Source organism: Cohnella sp. LGH (assembly GCF_017671885.1).
Lineage (GTDB): Bacteria > Bacillota > Bacilli > Paenibacillales > Paenibacillaceae > Cohnella > Cohnella phaseoli.
The window spans coordinates 3,503,661-3,526,162 of the sequence record NZ_CP072117.1 but is presented as its reverse complement, the minus strand read 5'-3'; the positions used below and the strand labels follow the sequence as shown (position 1 = coordinate 3,526,162).

Here is a 22,502-nt window from a genome sequence, read left to right as displayed (position 1 = left end):
TCAAACGCGGCTTTGCATAAGAACAGTTTGTCAAAATGTGATTTAATTCACAAACTGGATCGGCGTTCAAGTTTATACTGGGATCAAGAAGAGGAAGGGAAGTGATCCCGTAATGAAACTACATGTTTCTATCCATGACATCCCACTTACCGAGAATACGAATGATCTGCAATTGGAAACGTCCGTCGCCCGCGCCAGAGAAGAGCACGAAGCGTTGAAAAACGAGCTGAGAAGCATTTACGAGCAAGCTTGCGTTGTTCGCAACGACCCCGAGGAGAAGCGGCTCAATCGCGAAATCAGGCAGCTTCACGATTGCGTCAAGCTGTTCATGAAGCACTGGGCCGCGCATACCCAGTGGGAAGAGTCCGAATTGTTCCCGCAGGCGGCGACCTTTCTGGGAGCCGAGCCCGATTTGTTCTTGCTGATGGAGCAGGAATACGAGCTGGCCGATCAGTATTTGCGCACATTCATGCGAGCATTGGAGAAGGCCCGGTATCCGATCGGGCATGAAGAGGCAAGCAAGATGGCCTCGTACCTGATTCAAGCTTATGCGGTTCTGAACAATCGGTTCAGGGAAGAGGACGAAATCATGCTTGACCTGACGGATCGTTCCAATGCTTACGGCTTTTAGCCGAAGCGATCCATTTTCTTGCGAAAGGAGTGATTAAGATGCCCCAAGCGGTCAACTCCCCGTTGTACGAGCTGTACATGAGGTACGACCAGTGGAAGGAAGGACACGACGCGCTTTACGACAGGTTGTTGGAATTGTGCAGGTTAATGCGATGGAATCCCGGCAATTTCGATTACCCGTTCTGGGAAATCCATCATCGCGGCGTGCATGAGAAGTTCGTCGCCTTTATGGACGATTGGCAGAAGCATCTCTCTAAGGAAAAGCAGATCATTTACCCGTTTGCCAAAACCGCCATCTGCGGCGGAAAAATCGGCCCGGCAGCCGTGCTCGAGCAGGAGGACGCCATCGCCCGGCAGTTTTACGAAGCGTATCTGACGGCTGTCGCCGGCGGAGAGTCCCCTGAGGATTGTCTGTCGCGCCTTCTTCAAGTACTTATGATTATCACCGAGCATTTCAGAGTGGAGAATGAGACGATTGTTCCGGCGGCAGAGCGGTTGATGGACTCAATCGAATATATCGGATCTTAAACAACCAAGGGGAGGCTCGCATATATGGCAGCCAATGAGAAAGTTCAAGAAACGTTTGTTACCGCGCAGAAGGAAGTCAACCTGCTGACGGAGAGAGCGAAGCAGGCTCAGGAAGAATTTATGCTGCTCGATCAAGACGCCGTAAACCAAATTGTTCAGAAAATGGCGCTGGCCGGTCTGGATAAGCACATGCTGCTGGCGAAAATGGCGGTGGAGGAAACCGGACGGGGCGTATACGAGGACAAAATAACGAAAAACATCTTTGCCACCGAGTACATCTACCACAGCATCAAGAACGAGAAGACGGTCGGCGTCGTCGAAGACAACCCGTATGAGAACTACCGCGTTGTCGCCGAGCCGGTCGGCGTCATCGCCGGCATTACGCCGGTGACCAACCCGACGTCCACGACGATGTTCAAGGCGTTGATTGCGACCAAGACGCGCAACCCGATCATTTTCGCCTTCCATCCGTCGGCGCAGAAATCGAGCCGCGAGGCGGCAAAAACGCTGCTGGAAGCGGCGGTGGCGGCAGGCGCGCCGGAGCACTGCATTCAGTGGATCGATCATCCTTCGGTCGAAGCGACGCAGCAGCTTATGAACCACAAAGACGTGACGCTTGTGCTGGCAACCGGCGGTTCGGCAATGGTTAAATCGGCGTACAGCACCGGCAAACCGGCGCTTGGCGTCGGTCCCGGCAACGTTCCGTGCTTTATCGAGCGGACGGCCGATCTCGACCAAGCGGTCACCGACCTGATTTTGTCGAAGACCTTCGACAACGGCATGATTTGCGCATCGGAGCAGGCAGTCATTCTCGACGAAGCGATCTATACGGCGGCCAAGAAGAAAATGACGCAGCTCGGCTGTTACTTCCTGAACAAGGAAGAGACCGAGAAAGTATCGGGCCTGGTCATCAACTCGGAGAAATGCGCGGTAAACGCGGTCATCGTCGGCCAACCGGCGGTGAAAATCGCGGAGATGGCGGGAATTACGGTGCCTCAGGGTACGAAAATTTTGGTAGCCGAGCTGGCCGGAGTCGGAGACAAGTACCCGCTGTCGGCGGAGAAGCTGAGCCCTGTGCTGGCCTGCTACAAAGTCAAAAGCGCCGAGCAAGGCATCGAGCGCGCTGCGCAAGTCGTCGCCTTCGGCGGCATGGGCCACTCGTCGGTCATTCATTCGAACGACCAAGCGGTGATCGCAGCGTTCGCCGCTCGCCTGCAAACCGGCCGGATCATCGTCAACTCGCCTTCGACGCACGGCGCAATCGGGGATCTCTACAACACGAACCTGCCTTCGCTGACGCTGGGCTGCGGCTCGTACGGCCACAACTCGACGACCTCGAACGTCACGGCCGTCAACCTGATCAACCTGAAGCGAGTCGCTTATCGCACGCTGAACATGCAGTGGTTCAAGGTGCCGCCGAAAGTGTACTTCGAGCGCGGATCGACGCAGTATTTGGAGAAAATGCCGGACATTACACGGGTCATGATCGTCACCGACGCCGCGATGGTCAGCCTCGGCTACGTCGAGAAGGTCGAGTACTATTTGCGCAAACGGAAGCTGCCGGTCGCCATCGAAGTGTTCTCGGACGTCGAGCCCGACCCGTCGACGGATACGGTGGAACGCGGCACGCGGATGATGGCGCAATTCAAGCCGGACTGCATCATCGCGCTCGGCGGCGGTTCGCCGATGGATGCAGCGAAAGCGATGTGGCTGTTCTACGAATATCCGGACACCAGCTTCGATTCGCTGAAGATGAAGTTCCTGGACATTCGCAAACGGATTTACAAATATCCGCGGCTAGGCCGCAAAGCGAAATTCGTCGCGATTCCGACGACGTCGGGAACCGGCTCGGAGGTTACATCGTTCGCCGTTATTACCGATAAAAATAAAGGGAACACGAAATACCCGCTTGCCGATTACGAGCTGACGCCGGACGTCGCGATTATCGATCCGGATTACGTGTACAGCTTGCCGAAGACGGCGGTCGCCGACACCGGCATGGACGTGCTGACGCATGCGATCGAAGCGTACGTGTCGGTCATGGCCAACGATTACACGGACGGGTTGGCGCTTAAGGCGATTCAGCTTGTATTTGAAAACCTGGAAGACTCGTATCATAAGGCCGATCCGAAGGCCCGCGAGAAAATGCACAACGCTTCGACAATCGCAGGCATGGCGTTCGCCAACGCGTTCCTCGGTATCAACCACAGCTTGGCGCATAAGTGGGGCGGACAGTACCACACGGCGCACGGACGTACGAACGCGATCCTGATGCCGCATGTCATCCGCTACAATGCGGAGAAGCCGACGAAGTTCGCTTCGTTCCCGAAATACGACCACTTTGTCGCCGACAAGCGCTATGCGGACATCGCCAGATTGCTCGGCTTGCCTTGCGGCACGACCGAGGAAGGCGTGAACAGCCTGATCGACGCGATCCGCAAGCTGAACAGCGCGCTCGGTATTCCGGAATCGTTCCAAGCCCTCGGCTTTGAAGCGAACGATTTCGAAAGTAAGGTCGACTACTTGGCCGACAGAGCCTTCGAGGATCAATGCACGACCGCCAACCCGCGCATGCCGCTCGTGACTGAGCTGGCCGACGTGTACCGCAACGCGTTTTACGGGAAATTCGCTTAATAGAACGAGCTTTGTGAACACACCTTATATCACCTTGGGAGGGTACCAACATGGCGACTACAGAGAAGCACCTGAACGAAGCGGCGGTCGCCGCCGCTTCGTCCGACGGCTGGCGGGGCTTCCGCCTCGGCCGCTGGCAGCGTCACGTCGACGTGAACGAATTTATCGGATTGAACCTGACGCCTTACGAAGGAGACGAGTCCTTCCTGGCGGAGCCGACGGAAGCGACGCTGGAGCTGTGGCAGAACGTGCTGGAGCTGATGAAGCAAGAGCGGCAAAACGGGGGAGTGCTCGATATCGATACCGAGACCATATCGACGATCGTGTCGCACGGGCCGGGTTACATTAAGCGGGAATTGGAGAAGATCGTGGGGCTGCAGACCGACGCGCCGCTTAAACGTTCGGTTCAGCCGTTCGGCGGCATTCGCATGGTGGACGACGCCTGCAAAGCGTACGGCTACGAGCTGCAGGAAGCGACGCGCCGAGTATTTACCGATATTCGCAAGACGCACAACCAAGGCGTATTCGACGCTTACACGACCGAGATGAAGCTAGCGCGCAAAGCGGGCATCATTACCGGACTGCCGGACGCTTACGGTCGCGGACGTATTATCGGAGACTATCGCAGAGTCGCTCTGTACGGGGTTGACCGGCTGATCGAAGCCAAGAAGGAAGATCTGCTGCAATTGGAAACCGACGTCATCTCCGAAGACGTGATTCGGGCGCGGGAGGAGCTGTCCGAGCAAATCCGCAGCCTTGGAGAGCTAAAGCAGATGGCTGCATCCTACGGCTACGATATTTCCCGCCCGGCGGCAACCGCCCGCGAAGCGGTGCAATGGCTGTACTTCGCTTACTTGGCGGCGATCAAGGAGCAGAATGGAGCGGCGATGAGCCTTGGCCGCGTATCGAGCTTCCTCGACATCTATATCGAGCGCGACAAGCGGGAGGGCAAGCTGACCGAAGCCGAGGCGCAGGAGCTGATCGACCATCTCGTTATGAAGCTGCGCATGGTTAAGTTCCTCCGTACGCCGGACTACAACGAGCTGTTCAGCGGCGACCCGACATGGGTCACCGAATCGATCGGCGGCATGGGCAACGACGGCAGCACAAGGGTGACGCGCAACTCGTTCCGGTTCCTGCATACGCTGTACAACCTGGGACCGGCGCCGGAGCCGAACCTAACGGTACTCTGGTCGACTCGTCTGCCGGAGGGCTTCAAAAACTACTGCGCCAAAGTATCGGTAGACACCAGCTCGATCCAGTACGAGAACGACGATCTGATGCGGCCGGAGTTCGGCGACGATTACGGTATCGCCTGCTGCGTATCGGCGATGCGGATCGGCAAGCAAATGCAGTTCTTCGGAGCGCGGGCGAACTTGGGTAAGGCGCTGCTGTACGCGATCAACGGCGGCAAGGACGAGAAGCTCGGCCTTCAGGTCGGTCCGGCGCTGGCGCCGCTGGCGGGAGATACGCTCGATTACGCCGAGGTTGCGGAACGGTTCGACCGCGTGATGGATTGGCTGGCCCGACTGTATATGAACACACTGAACGTTATCCACTATATGCACGATAAATACAGTTACGAGCGCATTGAGATGGCGCTGCACGACCGCGAAATTCTGCGCACGATGGCTTGCGGCATCGCCGGTTTGTCGGTCGTCGCCGACTCGCTTAGCGCAATCAAGTACGCCAAGGTCAAGCCGATTCGCAATGAGCATGGACTGGCCGTCGATTTCGAGATCGAAGGCGAATATCCGCAGTACGGCAACAACGACGCCAGAGTGGACGATATCGCCGTCGCTTTGACCGAGACGTTCATGAATAAGCTGCGTAAGCACCCGACTTATCGCAACGCATTGCCGACGATGTCGGTGCTGACGATTACGTCCAACGTCGTCTACGGCAAGAAAACCGGCAGCACGCCGGACGGCCGCAAAGCCGGCGAGCCGTTCGCTCCGGGCGCCAACCCGATGCACGGACGCGACCGCAAAGGCGCGCTCGCTTCTCTGAACTCGGTCGCCAAGCTGCCTTACTCCAGCTGTCTGGACGGTATTTCGAACACGTTCTCGATCATTCCGAAGGCGCTTGGCCGCGAAGCCGACACGCGTGTTCGCAACCTCGTATCGCTGCTGGACGGCTACGCCGCCAGCAAAGGGCATCACCTGAACGTCAACGTCTTTAACCGGGAACAGCTGCTCGATGCCATGGAGCATCCGGAGCAATATCCGCAGCTGACGATCCGCGTCTCGGGCTATGCGGTCAACTTTATTAAGCTGACTCGCGAGCAGCAGCTCGACGTGCTGAACCGGACGTTCCACGGATCGGTCTAATCGGGCAAGGGCGAGCGGCGGTCGATCAATAGTCAAGAGAGGGAGGCGGAGAGCATGCATACAGGGAGAATCCACTCTCTTGAAACGTTCGGGACGGTGGACGGGCCGGGAATCCGGTTCGTCCTGTTCCTTCAAGGCTGCGCGCTGCAGTGTCGCTATTGCCACAACCCCGATTCGTGGGACACGCAGACCGGCGCGCTGCGGAGCGTAGACGATATTTTGCGGGAGATCGAGCCTTACGTCGAATACTACCGCCGTTCCGGCGGAGGCATTACGGTGACGGGAGGAGAGCCGACGCTGCAAGCGCCGTTCGTGGCCGAGCTGTTCAGAGCGTGCAAGGAACGATGGGGGCTGCACACCGCGCTCGACTCCTCCGGCTTCTGCGAACCTAGCCATGCCGAGGCTTTGCTCGAAGTAACCGACCTCGTGCTGCTCGATTTGAAGCGCATGGATCGCGAAGGGCACAGGGAGCTCACGAGCCAGCCGAACGATCGCATCTTGAGATTTGCGAGGCATCTATCGGACCGCGGGACGAAAATGTGGATCAGAAGAGTGCTGATCCCCGGCTGGACGGACGGGCAGGAAGAGTTGCTTGAGCTGGGGCGTTTTGTCGGCGGGCTGGAAGGCGTGGAGAAGCTTGAGGTGCTGCCGTATCACCGGATGGGCGTGTACAAGTGGCACCAGCTAGGCAAAGCGTACCCGCTGGAGGGCGTGCTCGAGCCCGGGCCGGAAGAAGTCGCGAGAGCGAACCGGTTGATCGAGCAAGGGAGGTCGGAGGGCAGCTTGATCTCACAATGTCCTCAGGGGTGAGTTGCACGGGCTTATAAGAGGTTGTAAAACCGTAATAATAACAAAAAGGTGCTGTCTCCTAGGTAGAGTTGCTTAAGATGATTGATATATAAAGTAAGGTATATACACCTTGCACCTTTATCATCGATTATCTTTTAGAGCAATTCGAAGAGCCTAGGAGACAGCCCCTTTATTTTTAAACGTCCAATTATCGCGAATTATTTAGCTTATACTCCTGCGGCGTAACTCCGACGTTTTTTTTGAAAAACTTGGTGAAATAAGACACGCTATCGAAGCCGAGTTCGACGGCTACGTCTTGAATTTTCATTCCTTCGATCAGCAGCAATTCCTTAGAGCGAGCCGTCTTGAGCTGTTTAATTCGTTCGGACAAGGTGATCCCTTTCTCGGAATGATAGAGTCGCGATAGATAATAAGGACTAAGATGGAATACGCTGGACAACTGGTCAAGCGAAATATCCTTATTCAACGATCTGATGACAAAGGCATCCACTTTATCAATGATTTCTTTCTTCTGATCCTTCCTCTCGGTTTCAGTATTCGAAAATAGCGACGTCGCAAGCAGAGAGCAGTACTCTTCGAAGGCCGCCCAATTGGCGAACATCGCGTAGTTGGCCAAGTATTTTAACTCGATGGTTTGGCCAATCGTTTTCGTTATTTTTCTTGCGTTCATGTACGAAATAAATATGGTGGATAGATGTAAAAATATTTCCATTTGAAGGTTGTAATCTAGAAAAACGCTTTTCTGCACGGAGCGGAAAAATCCCGTCATGCCGTCATGAAAAGACACGCTGTCTCCGGATTCCAGCGAATGGAGCAATTGATTCATATTTCTTCGGATTTCCTGAGGGGAGAGCTCATTCTCGGCATAATGCGATAGCAGCAGATCGGCATGCTCAACTAGGATGATCTTCTCATCCAGCCCAATCCCGCGACGCATCCATTCGCACATCTCATCGTATGTAATTGGAATGCCCGTCCAGGTTACGTCCGACTTGGACAGCACGAACGATACGGGGAGATGGATAAATTGTTGAATGGATTGCTGTATTTTCTCCATGAGTTGGCCGATGTACCAATGAAGCTTGGGCAAGTCTCTGATTTCCTCGGCATCTTCCTGCGGCGCAACGGGCTCCCGGAGCTGAATGAACCAGATCATATAACGTTGCTCGCTATAGGTTGCAATACGGCAGATGCGCTGCAAATAATCTTCCACGATGTTATTAACGGCGTATTCCAACAGCATTTTATCCTTTAATTGCGACCCGGTCGGCCAGCGATCTACTCTACCGATCATCAAGATGAGAGGTTGATCGGGTGAGAGCGGAATTTGAAAATGTTGAATGTGTTCGGCAATGGATTTCAAGGTCAGCTTTTTATGGCCAAGCACATTTTTGAAGAAGTCCTTTTGCAACAAAGTTTGCGCTTGCTGCATATGAAGCTCCGCCTGCGCGATGACGTTCTGTTCTTGCCATTCGGCTTGAATACTATAAATCACGCGTTGCAGCGTATCCAGAATGGTGTCATAATTGGCCGGCTTCATTAAGTAATCGAAGGCGCCTTGACGGAACGCGTTTTGCAAATACTCGTAATCGGAATATCCGGATAGGAAGACGACCTTACAGTGATGCCAGTGCTTCCTCACATGCCCGATCAATTCAATGCCTGACATCCCCGGCATGCGGACATCCGTAATGAGAATGTCGATACGATTATTTTGCATGACCTGAATGGCCTCCATCGCAGAATGGGCCTTCCAAACGATAAGCTCCAGTTCCTCGATCCGGTTTAACAGGTTGTAAAGTCCCTCGACGATCATCGGCTCGTCATCGACCAACAGTACATGGTTCAACTCAATCCACTCCTTCTCTGAAGACGATCAGGGTAACGGTCGTTCCGCCATAGCAGTTCGCTTGCAAGTGAATTCCGCTCCGACTTCCAAAGCGCAATTGCAGGCGACGATGAACGTTCCACAGCGCATGATCCTCCAGCGCATGGGCGTCGCTGCGTTTATTCTCCCAGTCCTGCAATTGCTTGAGTGTCATCCCTTTGCCGTTATCCTCGATCTCGATCTTTAACGAATCCGGCTCTATGAACAAGCGTACGTTTACGAAACCGCCGGTCATCGTATTTTCATGGCCGTGTATGATTGCGTTTTCAAGAAACGGCTGAATGATGAGACGAGGAACCTCCCAATCGTCAGGCGATCCGGATACTTCGATCTGTAACTTAATCTTGCTGCCGAATCGAAGCTGTTGGATGGAACAGTAGGTTTTGCCGTGTTGGATTTCCTTCTCGAGAGGGATGAAGTCCGCTTTGTTCTGGGTGATAAACTTAAAGTAATCTCCTAAGTGCTCGGACATTTCGGATACGCCCACATAGTTTTCGTCTTGAGCCATCAGGTAAATAATATACAAACTATTGTGCAGAAAATGAGGATTTACTTGGGATTGCAGCTGTTTCAATTCCGCATTCTGACTCCGTTTGGACTGCTCGGCCACTTCCTGAATGAGGATTTTCAGCTTGCCCGCCATCGTATTGAATTTGCGGTACAAATAGTCGAATTCGTCATTGTTCCAATGCTGCAAATTAAGATCGAACTGGCCATTTTCCACCCTTTTGAATCCCAAAATTAATTTATGCAGCGGCTTATGAATAACTCGAAGTAAAGATAGAGACACGATAATGACGATAATAACGGAAATCAGCGACAGTATCCACAACCATTTTTTGAACGAATAGACGGGCTTAAGGATGTGGTTGTCCTCGACAATCGTAACGAAATCCCAATCGGAAAATTGGAAAGATTCGATAAAACGCATGTATCGTTTGTCCCCGATTTTCAGTACGTTTCCTTCCATGGCAGTGCTTTGTTCTATGAATCGCACCTTCTCCATGCCGGTCTCCGCAGGGGAAACTATCATCTTCGCGTTAGCCGCATTGTCCCGAACGAGCAAAAACGAAGCTCCGTTTCCGACTTCGTTCGGATCGACGAGCTCGCGGCTAATGGCCGAAACGGACAATTCGATAATGAGCAAATATTGCGTATTGGTCACGTGCGGGTAACCCAATACGGTGTAGATGCGATTATCCTTCATGTACAATCCGTTCTTGGAAATCGCGTTTGTACGGAAGTTGGCAAGCTCGACGGGATCCATAGGGGACAGACCTGTCGTCGATGAAAGACGCCGATTAATGTTAGGCATGATGACGAAAGCCTCTTTAATATATCGACTGGATTCGGAAAGTGTCAACATCTTGGAATGGAGGTCGTTAATCGCTTTGGTCAATTCATAGCTGCTTAAGGAATCGGGACGGATACTGATATCCTGTAAATCCGTGTCGTTAAGAAAGTTCGTCTGCAGTCTGAAGATACGGTTGAATTCCGAGTCCAAGGAGGTTACGAAGAAGGATGACTTCTGCTCCATTAAGTACAAGATTTGCTGGCGGATAATATTTTCGCCGGATTTATTCATCATGAAGCCGATGAGATAGATCGGGATAAAAATAAACAATAGCGTAAGGAGCAGCTTTAGGAAAATGCCGGAGCGGAACGGGGGGAGCGAAATGATATCCATGAACGGCCAGCCTCCTTTTTTTGTTCATCATACTGGGAAACGCTTGAAAGGACAATCGCGAAATTGTGTGCAACAGACTACAAAGAAATGCAAGATGTTACCCTTGAACGGCAGACCTGTCTACCGTAAAGTTTAGATACACTCGAGTGCAAACATCCGATAGGGGGACTTGAAATGAAGAGAAGCAAGACCGCTCGTTCCGTTTCATTGCTGTTGCTTGCATGTTTGATTGCTTCATTGTTAAGCGCTTGCAGCGACAATAACGAGGAGAAATCGGCGACAGCTGCTCCGTCTGCCTCGCAACCTTCGGGAAGCAATGAAGCAGCAGGGACGGAAACGGAGGAGGTTGTCGATCCGCTCGGTAAATATGAACCGGCTATTCAATTGTCGATTAGCCGCGCCGATGAGGGATTCAAGTTCGAGCCCGGGCAGTCTATAGACAAGAATCTCGTTTACGATTTTTATGAAAGCGATCTCGGCGTCAAGCTGACTAACGAATGGGTTGTTCCGAAGGAGCAGTACGAAGGCAAAGTAAACGTCGCTATTTCCTCTGGAAGCATCCCCGATCTGGTCATGGTTAACGGCACGCAATTGAAGAGCCTGATTGAAGCCGACATGATTGAGGATTTAACCGAAGCGATTGGGAAGTACGCAAGCGAGGCTACGCGCGAGAAATTGAATTCCGATGGCGGGTTGGCGCTTAATGCGGCATCGGTTGACGGGAAGATTTACGCAGTGCCCGCGATGACGCAAGGGTATTGGGAGTCGTCGATGATCTGGGTTCGCCAGGATTGGCTGGACAAGCTGGGACTGCAGCCACCGAAAACGATGGACGATGTCATCAATATCGCGACCGCATTCGCGAAAAACGATCCTGACGGAAATAACGTCGACGATACGTATGGACTGGGATTAAGCAAGGAACTGGTATCCAGCTCGGGAGTGCAGTCCAACTTGTTCGGATTCATGAATAGTTACCATGCTTATCCCGGCAAATGGATTAAAGACGGGAGCGGCAATGCGGTATACGGGAGCGTCCAACCGGAAATGAGAGAGCCGCTCTTGAAGCTCGCCGAATTGTACAAAAGTGGAGTCATCGATAAGGAATTCGGCGTAAAGGACATCAGCAAAATGAAGGAAGCGATCGTCGCCGGGAAATTAGGCTTGTTCTACAATATGTTCGCGGCTCCGTTCGACGGGATTAAGGATATGATCGTCAACAATCCGGACGCGGTTTTGAATGCGTACCCGATTGTTTCCTTCGACGATGCACCGGCCAAAACGTACCTTGGGCCGACAGCCATCAATTACTGGGTCGTCAAAAAGGGCTATAAAAATCCGGAAGTCGTCGTGAAGCTCGCTAACTTCTTCCAAGAGCATTGGCTTGTTCATCCTAAGCTTGAATACTCGACGAATCAGGAAACGGGCATCATGTACTCCCAATACTCGATTGTTGGATTCGATTCACCGATGGCGCACATTATCGAGCATGATGCGGTCAAAGCCGCCTTTGACGCGAATATTCAGCCGGACGAAAAGACGATGACCGCCAATGTTTTCGGCTATCTCCGCGGGATTTATCGTTATGCCGAGGATCCCAAGAACACGAAGGACCCGGAAGTCGCGACCAGTTGGATCTATTATCATACATTCGGTACTCCTCATAGCGGGACGTCCGTTCTAAAGCACTATTTCGACAACGACTTGCTGACGCCTACGGCATTGAAGGTCGCGTCCACACCAACGATGACCGAAAAAATGTCTACTCTGATCAAGATGGAAAACGTCATGATGACCAAAATTATTCTCGGCGAAGTCGGGATTGAAGAATTCGATAAGTACGTTGCGAATTGGAAAAAACAAGGCGGAGATCAAATTACGCAGGAAGTGAACGAATAGTTAGCTGGCCGAAGGGAGGCTATTGCTTGCCGGTAGTCTTCCTCCCAAGCGAATTTCGGGGCCAGAAGGGATGTATTTATGAAATTCAGAATATTCAGAAAAAATATTTCCTTTCACTTGATGCTGTTGCCGGGTATAGTTTTTGCGCTCATGTTCGCTTATGCGCCAATGGCCGGACTTGTCATTGCCTTTCAAAAGTTTATTCCCAATCGGGGTTTTTTTCAGTCGAAATGGGTCGGATGGGATAACTTCGTCTACATGATGAATATGCCCGATATTTACCAGGTGATCTACAATACCGTGTTCATCGCCCTTATGAAAATTATAGCGGGGCTTCTCGTACCGATTATCGTCGCCTTATTGCTGAATGAATTGAAAAACAAATACTTAACCAGATCGGTTCAGACACTGATCTATTTGCCCCATTTTCTATCCTGGGTCATTCTCGGCGGTATTCTAATGGACATCCTTTCTATCGAGGGAGGCGTCGTTAATCGGCTCATCCAATTGATCGGCTTGGATCCGATTTTCTTTCTCGGAAGCAATCAGTGGTTCCCGTTTACGCTCGTGATATCGGATGTCTGGAAAGAGTTCGGGTTTGCTACGATCGTCTATTTGGCTGCGCTCACGGGGATAAATCCGGCTTTGTATGAGGCAGCGAATATCGATGGGGCAAGCCGCTGGAAACAGACGATCCACGTCACGCTTCCGGGAATGCTGCCCATCATCGTGTTGATGGGGGTGCTCAGCTTGGGCAATGTTCTGAATGCGGGCTTCGAGCAGGTGTTTATTTTATACAGCCCATCGGTATATGAATCCGGCGATATTATCGACACTATGCTCTATCGCGTCGGATTTTTGGATGCCCAGTACGGCGTGTCGACGGCAGTCGGACTTTTCAAATCGGTTATTAGCACAATTTTAATTACGACATCCTACTGGTTGGCTTATCGGTTCGCCAGCTATCGCATTTTCTGAGAGGGGGCGAGAAGGTGCACAAGAAAAAACGAAACTCCCTTAATAAGGTCGGGCTGGCAATCCCCATCGTTATGATTTTGTTGGCAATTCTGTGCATTCTGCCTTTTATTCATGTGTTGGCTTTTTCCCTAAGCAGTCCGGCAAAGGCCAATGCGGGTCTTGTTACCTTGTGGCCATTGGAGTTTAATTTGGACGCCTATCGTTACATCATGAAAGAGCCGAAGTTTATAGCTTCGTTCTGGGTTTCGATACAGCGGGCTGTGCTTGGCGTATCGCTAGGTTGCTTGTTAACCGTAATAACCGCCTATCCGCTTTCGAAGGAAACGCGAAGCTTTCGCACCAGAACTGCGTACGTATGGTTTTTTGTCGTCACGATGCTTTTTAGCGGCGGACTTGTTCCTACTTATATTATCGTGAAAACCTACGGGCTGATCGATTCGCTAGGGGCGCTTATTTTTCCTGCGGCACTCAACGTTTTTTTCGTTACGCTGATGCTGAACTTCTTTCGCGGTCTGCCTCTCGAACTGGAGGAATCCGCTGTCGTGGACGGGGCCGGTCAATGGCGGATTCTGTTTCGGATCTATGTGCCATTGTCGTTGCCTTCCTTGGCGACGATCGCCTTGTTTACGATTGTCTTTCACTGGAACAGCTGGTTCGATGGGCTCATCTATATGAATAAATCGAGTCATTATCCGCTGCAAACTTACTTGCAAACGATCGTGACGAATCCGGACATGAGCAGGGTGGCGAATATCGGAGAAGTATTGGCGGTATCTTCGAGAACGGTAAAAACGGCTCAATTGTTTGTCGGCATGCTCCCGGTAATTATTGTTTACCCGTTTCTACAGCGTTATTTCGTAAAAGGCATGGTCATTGGCAGCGTGAAAGGATAAGGAGTGGTAGTAGATGAGTACGCATGCGAACAGGCTGCAAGTCGGCAGCAGCCGAATCGATATAACGCCTGGGAAGGACGTTATTCTGGGAGGCGCCACGATCAGCGGTAAAATATATGTGGATTATATTAAAGACCCGCTTTACGTCAAGACGGTCGTCATTGCCGAGGGGAACCGCAAGCTATGTATTATCGTGTTGGATCTATTGATGATTATTCGCAGGTACGTGGAGGAAATCCGCGACGAGCTGGAGCGAAAATGGGGCTTCGACCGGGATGCGGTCTTGCTTCACGCGACGCAAAATCATAAAGCCCCTTCCCTTGGGCACTTCAAGATTAGCGAGGAATATACGGAGATTCCGGAAGAATTCGATTGGCTCAGAGGGGGAGACGAAGGCTACCATTCCTTCGCCGTAAGCCGGATTATCGCTTCCGTCGAACAGGCCATTGAAGCGATGGAGCCAGTCAAGATCGGGGTATCCAGCGGAGTGGAGGGCAGACTCGCTTTTAATCGCCGGATGATTATGAAGGACGGTTCAATTGGGATGCCGGGTGCGGCGGGGCCGGCCGATTTGTTATCCCGCTGCCTGGAAGGTCCGATGGACCCGGAATTGGGCGTCGTCAGTTTCCAGTCGCAATCGGGTCAACCCGCTGCCTTATTGCTCAGTTATACTTGCCATCCCGTACATCAGCTTGGAGAGTTTTTCATTTCGGCCGATTGGCCGGGCGCATGGTCGGACGGCCTGCAAAAAAACTACGGCGATTCCTGCGTTCCGCTTGTACTTAACGGAGCTTGCGGAAACATCAATCCGTGGGATCCTTACGCCGATGCACCGAACAACGATGCAAGGATAATGGGAGAGCGGTTGGCGCAGAAGACGCTGCAGGTGATGAATAGAATGCGCTACCAGGATCAAGTGGTTTTGGATTGGCGCGTTCATGTCATCGACATTCCCTTGAGGCAGCTAAACGATGTAGAAGTAGAAGCGGCTAAGCGATATATTGCCGAGCATCCGACTCCGCGCGCGATTGACGAAATTTTCGTCGACGATCGATGGGTGTACGCATCCGGATTGCTGGATCTGCACGAGCAGTATAAGCGCAACCCGCTATACCATTATGAAATCCAAGTGCTTCGAATCGGGGATGCCGCGTTCGTCGGTTTACCGGGCGAGCCGTTCGCCGAAGGCGGGATGCAGATTAAGCTGGATTCTCCTGCTGAATTCACGTATATCGTGCATAATACCCAATTTGCCGGCTACATTCCCACGAGTCAGGCATTCGAACGTGGCGGTTACGAAGTCAATACGGCTAATTGGTCCAAGTTCGCGCCTGAAGCATGGGAGATGATCGCGTCGGAGGCTGTGCGCATTTTGCAATCCTTGTTTGCCAAAAATCCAATCGAACGCGCTTCTATTGATGCGAACTTTTAATAGAAGAAACTGATGGCTTGGATTGGCACATCTTAGGCTGTCCCATAAGCGGAATTGCTTGAAATGGGGCAGCCTCTTCCTTATGAAGATCGAAAGCTTAGGTTGAAATCTTGGAAACATAAATACGCGGAGGTGTTTGGGTTGTTCAAAAAATGGATATCCACATTAACAGCTCTAGTTCTAATTGTTTCAACATTTAATGTAATGGCGGTTCCCGCTGTATCTTACGCGGAAGAAAGCCCGTTTGAGTACGTAGGGCAGGATTCGTTGTTTTATACATACGATACGCCGGATACTCTATTCGGTGTATCAGATGAAACGGCATCAGACGGTTTGACTGCGAAAAAATTCATTAAAGCGGTAAATACGTGGGATTTTCAACTGCGCATGACGAACGGAATATTTACCAACGACAAATTCGGCAATGCAACCGGAGTGTCGCCTTTCGTTCCAGGAAAGGCGTACGACCTTTATGCAAGGGTGAAAGTGGAGTTTAACAATGAAAATGCCCCGGGCTACGCTTTTTCTGTCGGCGTATATTCCATATCCCAGAACAACTTCCCGCTTCCCGGAATTCGCGTTCCGTTATCCCAGTTGAATTCGAATGAATGGGCCGATATTAAGGTGGGCACCTACATCCCCTCTTTGAACGGGATGGATACCGTTTATCTGTATTCCGCCGACGGAATGGAAAATATCCTTTCGGCTATTTCTGTTGACAAGTTTTATTATTTGGAGGCGCCGGACGATGTTCCGGCCATCAATCTGGGCTGGGAGTTCCAGACCTCACCGGTATCGCATTCGGGAGAAACATTATCGATCCCCGTTACGACCGTTAACATCGCCGATGAAGAGCCGTTGGATGTGAAAATAACAAATAGCAATGGCGAGCAGCAAAGCTTTGAAGTTCGATCCAATATCGTTCGCGGAAATCAAGCGAATATTAAGATCATTGTTCCTCAGCGCACCAAAGGCGGGATTTACACCGTCGAAGCCAGCTATCGGAATGCCGCGACCGGCAGAGCGGCCTTTGAAGTCACGAACGCTCCTTTAATCATGATCGACAATGTACAAGGAACGCCCGTTTCTTACAATGGCGGCACATTAAATGTAAGCGCAACCACTCTGAATATCGAAGATTCGGAGACGGTAGTCGCGCAAGTTTACGATGCGAATGGAAATGACGTGACCCAAACTTCAGGCATCGCATTCACCGGGAACTTCGTTTCAGGGAATGCCGTGCAAATGGCTGTTCAAATTCCGCCGTTCACGGAAGCCGGCACATACACCCTCCAAGTGGCTTATGGGAGCACGACTCATCAAGGAACTTTTGTTGTACAGCATGCCCCTGTAATTTCCGTCGGGACAATAACCGGAGACCCCGTCGCCGCTGCAATCGGCGGAGCAGTCGTCATCCCTGTGACTACGCATAATATCGCGGATAATGAAAGCGTTATCGTCGTTATTCGAAATGAAGAGGGGCAAGCGCAAAACTTCCCGATAACGGGGACTACGGTTGTTTCCGGCCAGGCGAATATTCAGGTGGAAATCCCGCCTGCAACATCGGATGGCAACTATACCACGGAAATTAAATACGCGAATATCCCGTCCAGCACGATTGCATTTACCGTGACGGAAGTCCCTTATCTTAAAGTGGGCGAAGTTAGGAACAGCCCAATCTCTAACAAGGGCGGGGAAATCCGTATATCCGTTTCTTCTGCCAACATCGCCGATGGGTCCGTATTGGCCGTAACGATTAAAGATCAGGAAGAAGCCGATGTGACAGAGACTTTATCGTTTGCCGTCTCAGGAAATACGATCGAGGCTAATGCGGCCCAGGTCGCGATCCTAGTTCCGAACGGCACGCCGGAAGGCGTCTATACGATCGAACTGGAAGCTTCGGACGGCGCGAAAACCGAAACGAGCTTTGCCGTGCAGGGGATCCCCGCAGCCGTAATGCTGCCGATTACGGGAAACCCAATGTCTTATTCCGGAGGAACTCTGGTGATTCCGATCGCGACGACGAATATCGGGGATAACGAAGATTTGTCGATTACTGTTATCGATAGCACCGGAGCGGATCGGACTTCCCAGTTCGCGATTACGGGCAATAAGGTGGTCGCGAATCAAGCGAACATCAAGGTTGTCGTGCCGGAAACGAATGCCGCGCAGGATGCCGTTTACACGATAAACATTCATTATGACGGCTCCCAACTGAACAGTTCCCAGTTTCGCGTAAGGGCTCGTCCCCTCGGCGTCACCGGCGACTTCACTATTGAAGATAGTAGCTTTCAATACGGCAATAACGCCGCAAGCGCAACTGACGGGACGGCCTCGGATGGATTCTCGGCAACGATGGCAGGAGATAGCGCAAGCAGGGATATCGTATATAGGGATTGGGACTTCAGTATGCTTAAGCATGCTGCCCCGTACGATGTTTATTTCAAGCTGAAAATCGACCGCGGCACAAGCACCGGCGGCGGTGTCGCCAAAATCGGCGTCTATGACTCCACTCAACAAAAGGATTTGATCCCGTCCCGAACGATCGACGTGTCCGATACAACGGAGGGTCAGTGGGGAGAGTTCAGAGTAGGGACGATAAATCCGAATTACGGCGTCAATCGGCTTGAGTTCTACGTGGAAGGACTGGGAAATAGCGGGGTCTCCGGTATTTATGTGGATCGTATCGTGTTAAAAGAAGTCGTACCCTATGTGATCCAGAATGACGGGTTTACGCTCGGCGCCAACGCTTCGAATATTCCCGACGGATTAACCCCCGATAACAGGGCTACGAGAGTAATGAACGGGGTGAACGAAGATGCGCCTTCTTTGGAAATCCCGATCGATGGAAGCAGCTTCGTTGCCGGCGATTATACGTTGCAATTGCTGGTGAACCCCGACCGCGTACCTGGCGCGGATTGGGATCTTGCCGTCGGGGATGTCATGGGCGTCTCCTTGCATGATGCGACGACAGGCCAAGCGTTGATGGCAAAGAAAATCTATAGCACGGCGCAGGCCCCTTTTACGATGAAGCTTGAATACTACGGGGGAGGAGGGGTTTTGCTGCCGATTACGATCGATCCTTCCCATGAATATCTCGTCAAAGTTTATTCGACTTCCAATGCGGCGAACTTTCCTTCATTTCGAGTAGACAGCGCAACGCTGACAAGAAAGCTTCCGGAAATCTATTACGATCCGAACAAGTACAACAATGTGTACCCTTACAAAATTTCGCCGGCCAATCAAGATGGCATTAACGATACGGCCACCATTTATTACAGCATCCACGGGTTGTATGAGCCCGGGAAAACCATTGATGTTAAGGTTTATGACGATCAAGGAAACACGATTAAGAAGATTGTAGAGGCTAGGGCGGATTGGACGTACGCGAAAGAGCAGTGGGACGGCACCAACGATCAGGGCCACAGGGTGGCTAACGGACTTTATACGATCGAAGTGAAACGGTCGGACGGTCGAATCTTTATGAGGAAAAACGTTCAGGTCATAAGCGGCGTGCAACTGACGAAAGCAGCTGTGAATCCCGCGCTCGACGACTATCCTAAAGGCGTCTGGTATGAAGCTTGGAATATTCCGTATATCCCGGCGGATGCCGCCGCCTATTTGGATCGAACGTTTGCGGATTTAGTAGAAGCGGGAGTCGACACTGTATTTCTCGCAAACTGGCTCAAAAAGCCGGATATCTACGAGATCACGTTGGAAAAGGCGGCGGAATACGGACTTAAGCTAATCGGTTTACCAGACTCGCATGAGCTGTTCAAGTTCTGGGAGGGTTACCACTACGATTCGGAAGCGATGTACGGAAACGATGAAGTTGCGATGTACGAAGCATTGGAAAAACACGCTGACAAAGCGTTGCAATCCGAACATGCGGACCAACTGATCGGCTACCTTTTGTTCGACGAGCCGCGAAGTATGTATGTCCGTAACAAGGAACGATTCAGGGACAATCTGTCCGTGATGAGAAGGATGCTGGAAAGCATAGATCCGGAACGGTTTACGGTTATCGATTATGCGATGCCCGAGGATGCGGAATATTTCTATCCTTCCAACCTGACTCAGGCGATGAGCCTGGATCTGTATCCCGCTGCCAGTCCTTATCCTACACCGGGCAATTTCAAGCATATTGGAGCATACCCGAATGCTTCCTATGAAGAGAGCCTGGATGTATCGACTTTACAAATCCGCAAAAATCTAACGAACGATGCGCCGGTTTGGATGATTTTGCAAGCGTTTGGAGACGGAGGCGTGTTCAGGGATCCAACGCCTGCGGAAGTCAGGGCGATGACCTACGAAGCGATTGGCAGAGGCGCAAGAGGATTTACTTATTTTATGTACCAATCGACGATTCTCTGGAAAGGGATGGTCGACTACGACTATACGCGACGACCGGAAGATTACGATACGATCAAGCAATTGCTTGGCGAAGTCGAAGCGCTGAAACCGACTATCCTCGATATGCGCAGAATCGCTAACGTCGCTACGACAACGGGCGGCGGGGGCGGGGCGACAGTTCAGCCGTTCGATCCGGGATACCCGAGCGCAGACGTGACGACTCATGAGAGCGTAAGCACCCCGAACAAGTATATCGTGGTCGTCAACCATAACGCGGAGTCCGAGGATAACGTGACGATTGCCATCGATCGCAAGAAGCTCGGAATGAATGTCAAGTCGATCTTAGAAGTGAGCAAATCGGACGGCAGCGAATCGGAAGTCGAATTTCGGACGACGGCGGACAGTTACATTCTGTCCGATGTGAATTTTGCGGCCGGCGACGGAAAAATATTCAAGCTCGTCAGAAATGGGGAACAGATTGTCAAAGAAGTTCAGGACCAGCTTTTCGGAACATGGGCATCCGGCAGCAGCAAAGGCGTGGCCGACTATTCTGCGTCCGACGGCACAACGGCCATGAAGGTTATCGGCGATAGCAATTCTCCGATGGACTTCTACAGCTATACGAGCGATGCGAATCTTACCCTAGGTCAAACTTACGATGTGTATGCAAGAGTTAAGGTCAATTACACAACGGCGTTAATGGCCGATGTTGTCAACGGGCCGTCCTTTCCGAAGCCCGAGGGGGATGCCTTTACCGTAGGTATAGATTATGGCGCAGGCGGTACGATCCTGTCTCCGACAATCGTTCCCGCGAGCAGCATGGAAAACATGTTCTGGACGGACGTAAAAGTTGGACAATTCACGGCAACGGCGGATAATATCGCTGAACAAGCCGTGTACGCTTATGTGTCTCCCGCGAACAACAAGACGAATATCGAATCCATTTACGTTGATAGCTTCTACTTCGTTGAAGCGGGAGAACAGGTATCTATCGAGCTGGGCGAGCCGACTCCCCAGGCTTTAGTTAAGGGCACTGCGGGTACCGTTACGATTCCAATTACGACCGCCGGCATCGTGGCGGGTGAAAGCTTGTCGGTAGCCGTAAAAAACAGCTCCGGCAGCGTACAAAGCTTTACCCTATCGGGAGGGACAGTAGACTCCAATAAATCGACCGTGTCGATCTCCGTCCCGGCCTCAGCCGATAAAGGAGCGTATAACGTCGAGGTTAGTTACGGCCAAACGAAGGGAACGGCAACGTTTCAGGTTACGGAAAATGAACCGGAACCAGAGACTAGGCCGGGTACTTCATCACCTATTCCTAATGAGAAGGACATCGACAAAGAAGTTAAAGGCGCCCTCCGTCTGAAAGCTTCGCTTTCGCCTCAGAAGCTGAAGGAATTGCTCGCAGCCGCTAAGCCGAATGAGAACGGGACTGTCGACCTTGTGTTGGACTATACCAATAATGAAACGATGAAGGAGATTCAAGTAACCCTCACGGACATCACTGAATGGCTATCCAATTCTGATAAACTGGCAAGCCTATCAATAAGGACCGACTTTGGTTCGCTAAAGGTCAATAGAGAATCGATTCGGAAGCTAGCAACGAGTTCTGCCGATCGAATCGCTTTTGTCATTCGGAAAGGGAGCTTTATCATCGAATGTCTGGTCAATGATAAACCAATGGATTGGAAGGACGAGGAGTACCCGCTAGAAGTCGAATTGAACTGGGCTCTCAAGCCGGGAGAGAACGGCGATTACGTCGTTGCATATCGCAAGAGTGGCGAGACAATCAGCTTGATTCCCCAAAGTCAATACGCAAATGGCAAAATGATGTTCCGGACCGCGCAAAGCGGAACTTTCGATGTCCTGTATCGGGAGAAGGTTTTTGCGGATGCGAAAGGCCATTGGTCCGAGCGAGCGGTGAAATATATGGCAGCGCGGGATGTCATTAAAGGCAAGGGGAATAACACTTTCTCGCCGGAGGCCACGACCACTCGCGCGGATTTCGTAACGATGTTCATTCGTATGTTGGGGCTGAGCGGCACGGAGACGGATTCTTTCAGCGACGTGAGCAAGGGCGATTACTACGCTGAAGAGGTGGCAATAGCCAAGTCGTTACAGCTCATAAATGGCACCGGACAAAACGAATTCAAACCGAAAGATCAAATCACCCGGCAGGAAATGTTCACCATTGCTGAACGCGCATTGCGAAAGCTGGAGCTGTTGAACGATAAATCGGGCAAAGCCGATCTCAGCTCCTTTAAGGATACCGATGCAATATCCGGTTATGCTCGGGATAGTATTTCGGCTTTGTATGAGATGGGGATGGTTAACGGAACACAAGGTCGTTTATATCCTGCAAAGTATGCAACGAGAGCAGAAGCAGCGCAGTTTCTCATGAATGTGCTTGTAGAAATAACCCAAAGGGATTAGCTTACCA

The 22,502-nt window shown here is 51.6% G+C and carries 12 protein-coding genes; 10 read left to right on the top strand and 2 right to left on the bottom strand.

The window, feature by feature from the left end:
- Positions 1-112: 112 nt before the first annotated feature.
- Genes J4772_RS14965 through pflA form a run of 5 tightly spaced genes read left to right on the top strand, consistent with a single transcriptional unit; the run spans position 113 to position 6,932 of the window.
- Positions 113-631 carry a hemerythrin domain-containing protein gene (locus J4772_RS14965; protein WP_209075840.1) on the top strand — a complete coding sequence of 173 codons (519 nt, stop codon included), beginning with the start codon at positions 113-115 and terminating at the stop codon, positions 629-631.
- A 38-nt stretch (positions 632-669) separates the two neighbouring features.
- A complete protein-coding gene (locus tag J4772_RS14960; RefSeq protein WP_116064304.1) occupies positions 670-1,158 on the top strand; it encodes a hemerythrin domain-containing protein in 489 nt (162 codons plus the stop codon).
- A 24-nt stretch (positions 1,159-1,182) separates the two neighbouring features.
- Positions 1,183-3,792, top strand: a complete 2,610-nt coding sequence (gene adhE, locus J4772_RS14955) for a bifunctional acetaldehyde-CoA/alcohol dehydrogenase (RefSeq protein ID WP_209075839.1) — start codon at positions 1,183-1,185, stop codon at positions 3,790-3,792.
- 50 nt (positions 3,793-3,842) lie between these two features.
- Positions 3,843-6,122, top strand: coding sequence for a formate C-acetyltransferase (gene pflB, locus J4772_RS14950; RefSeq protein WP_209075838.1), 2,280 nt, complete (start codon positions 3,843-3,845; stop codon positions 6,120-6,122).
- A 54-nt stretch (positions 6,123-6,176) separates the two neighbouring features.
- Entirely contained in the window at positions 6,177-6,932 is a 756-nt protein-coding gene (gene pflA / locus J4772_RS14945; RefSeq protein WP_209075837.1) for a pyruvate formate-lyase-activating protein, read from the top strand.
- Positions 6,933-7,119: 187 nt separating this feature from the next.
- On the opposite strand, the gene J4772_RS14940 is transcribed toward pflA, so the two are convergent.
- Positions 7,120-8,781 (bottom strand): response regulator, encoded by a 1,662-nt coding sequence (locus tag J4772_RS14940; RefSeq protein ID WP_209075836.1) that lies wholly within the window; start codon positions 8,779-8,781, stop codon positions 7,120-7,122.
- 1 nt (position 8,782) lies between these two features.
- Positions 8,783-10,507, bottom strand: coding sequence for a sensor histidine kinase (locus J4772_RS14935; protein WP_209075835.1), 1,725 nt, complete (start codon positions 10,505-10,507; stop codon positions 8,783-8,785).
- A 174-nt stretch (positions 10,508-10,681) separates the two neighbouring features.
- On the opposite strand from J4772_RS14935, the gene J4772_RS14930 reads away from it, so the two are divergent.
- From J4772_RS14930 to J4772_RS14910, 5 genes are all read left to right on the top strand, one after another.
- Positions 10,682-12,406: an extracellular solute-binding protein gene (locus tag J4772_RS14930; protein ID WP_209075834.1), complete on the top strand. Its 1,725-nt coding sequence runs from the start codon at positions 10,682-10,684 to the stop codon at positions 12,404-12,406.
- A gap of 78 nt (positions 12,407-12,484) precedes the next feature.
- Positions 12,485-13,384 (top strand): ABC transporter permease, encoded by a 900-nt coding sequence (locus J4772_RS14925; protein ID WP_209075833.1) that lies wholly within the window; start codon positions 12,485-12,487, stop codon positions 13,382-13,384.
- Positions 13,385-13,455: 71 nt separating this feature from the next.
- Positions 13,456-14,277, top strand: coding sequence for a carbohydrate ABC transporter permease (locus J4772_RS14920; protein ID WP_116064333.1), 822 nt, complete (start codon positions 13,456-13,458; stop codon positions 14,275-14,277).
- 13 nt (positions 14,278-14,290) lie between these two features.
- On the top strand, positions 14,291-15,709 hold the full coding sequence (locus J4772_RS14915) for a hypothetical protein (protein WP_209075832.1): 1,419 nt from the start codon (positions 14,291-14,293) through the stop codon (positions 15,707-15,709).
- 141 nt (positions 15,710-15,850) lie between these two features.
- Positions 15,851-22,495, top strand: a complete 6,645-nt coding sequence (locus J4772_RS14910) for an S-layer homology domain-containing protein (RefSeq protein WP_209075831.1) — start codon at positions 15,851-15,853, stop codon at positions 22,493-22,495.
- Positions 22,496-22,502 lie beyond the last annotated feature (7 nt).

Coding starts and splice junctions, on each gene's coding strand:
- J4772_RS14930 (WP_209075834.1), top strand. CDS start 10,682: ATGAAGAGAAGCAAGACCGCTCGTTCCGTTTCATTGCTGTTGCTTGCA.
- J4772_RS14920 (WP_116064333.1), top strand. CDS start 13,456: ATGATTTTGTTGGCAATTCTGTGCATTCTGCCTTTTATTCATGTGTTG.
- J4772_RS14960 (WP_116064304.1), top strand. CDS start 670: ATGCCCCAAGCGGTCAACTCCCCGTTGTACGAGCTGTACATGAGGTAC.
- J4772_RS14935 (WP_209075835.1), bottom strand. CDS start 10,507: ATGGATATCATTTCGCTCCCCCCGTTCCGCTCCGGCATTTTCCTAAAG.
- J4772_RS14965 (WP_209075840.1), top strand. CDS start 113: ATGAAACTACATGTTTCTATCCATGACATCCCACTTACCGAGAATACG.
- pflA (WP_209075837.1), top strand. CDS start 6,177: ATGCATACAGGGAGAATCCACTCTCTTGAAACGTTCGGGACGGTGGAC.
- J4772_RS14915 (WP_209075832.1), top strand. CDS start 14,291: ATGAGTACGCATGCGAACAGGCTGCAAGTCGGCAGCAGCCGAATCGAT.
- J4772_RS14925 (WP_209075833.1), top strand. CDS start 12,485: ATGAAATTCAGAATATTCAGAAAAAATATTTCCTTTCACTTGATGCTG.
- pflB (WP_209075838.1), top strand. CDS start 3,843: ATGGCGACTACAGAGAAGCACCTGAACGAAGCGGCGGTCGCCGCCGCT.
- adhE (WP_209075839.1), top strand. CDS start 1,183: ATGGCAGCCAATGAGAAAGTTCAAGAAACGTTTGTTACCGCGCAGAAG.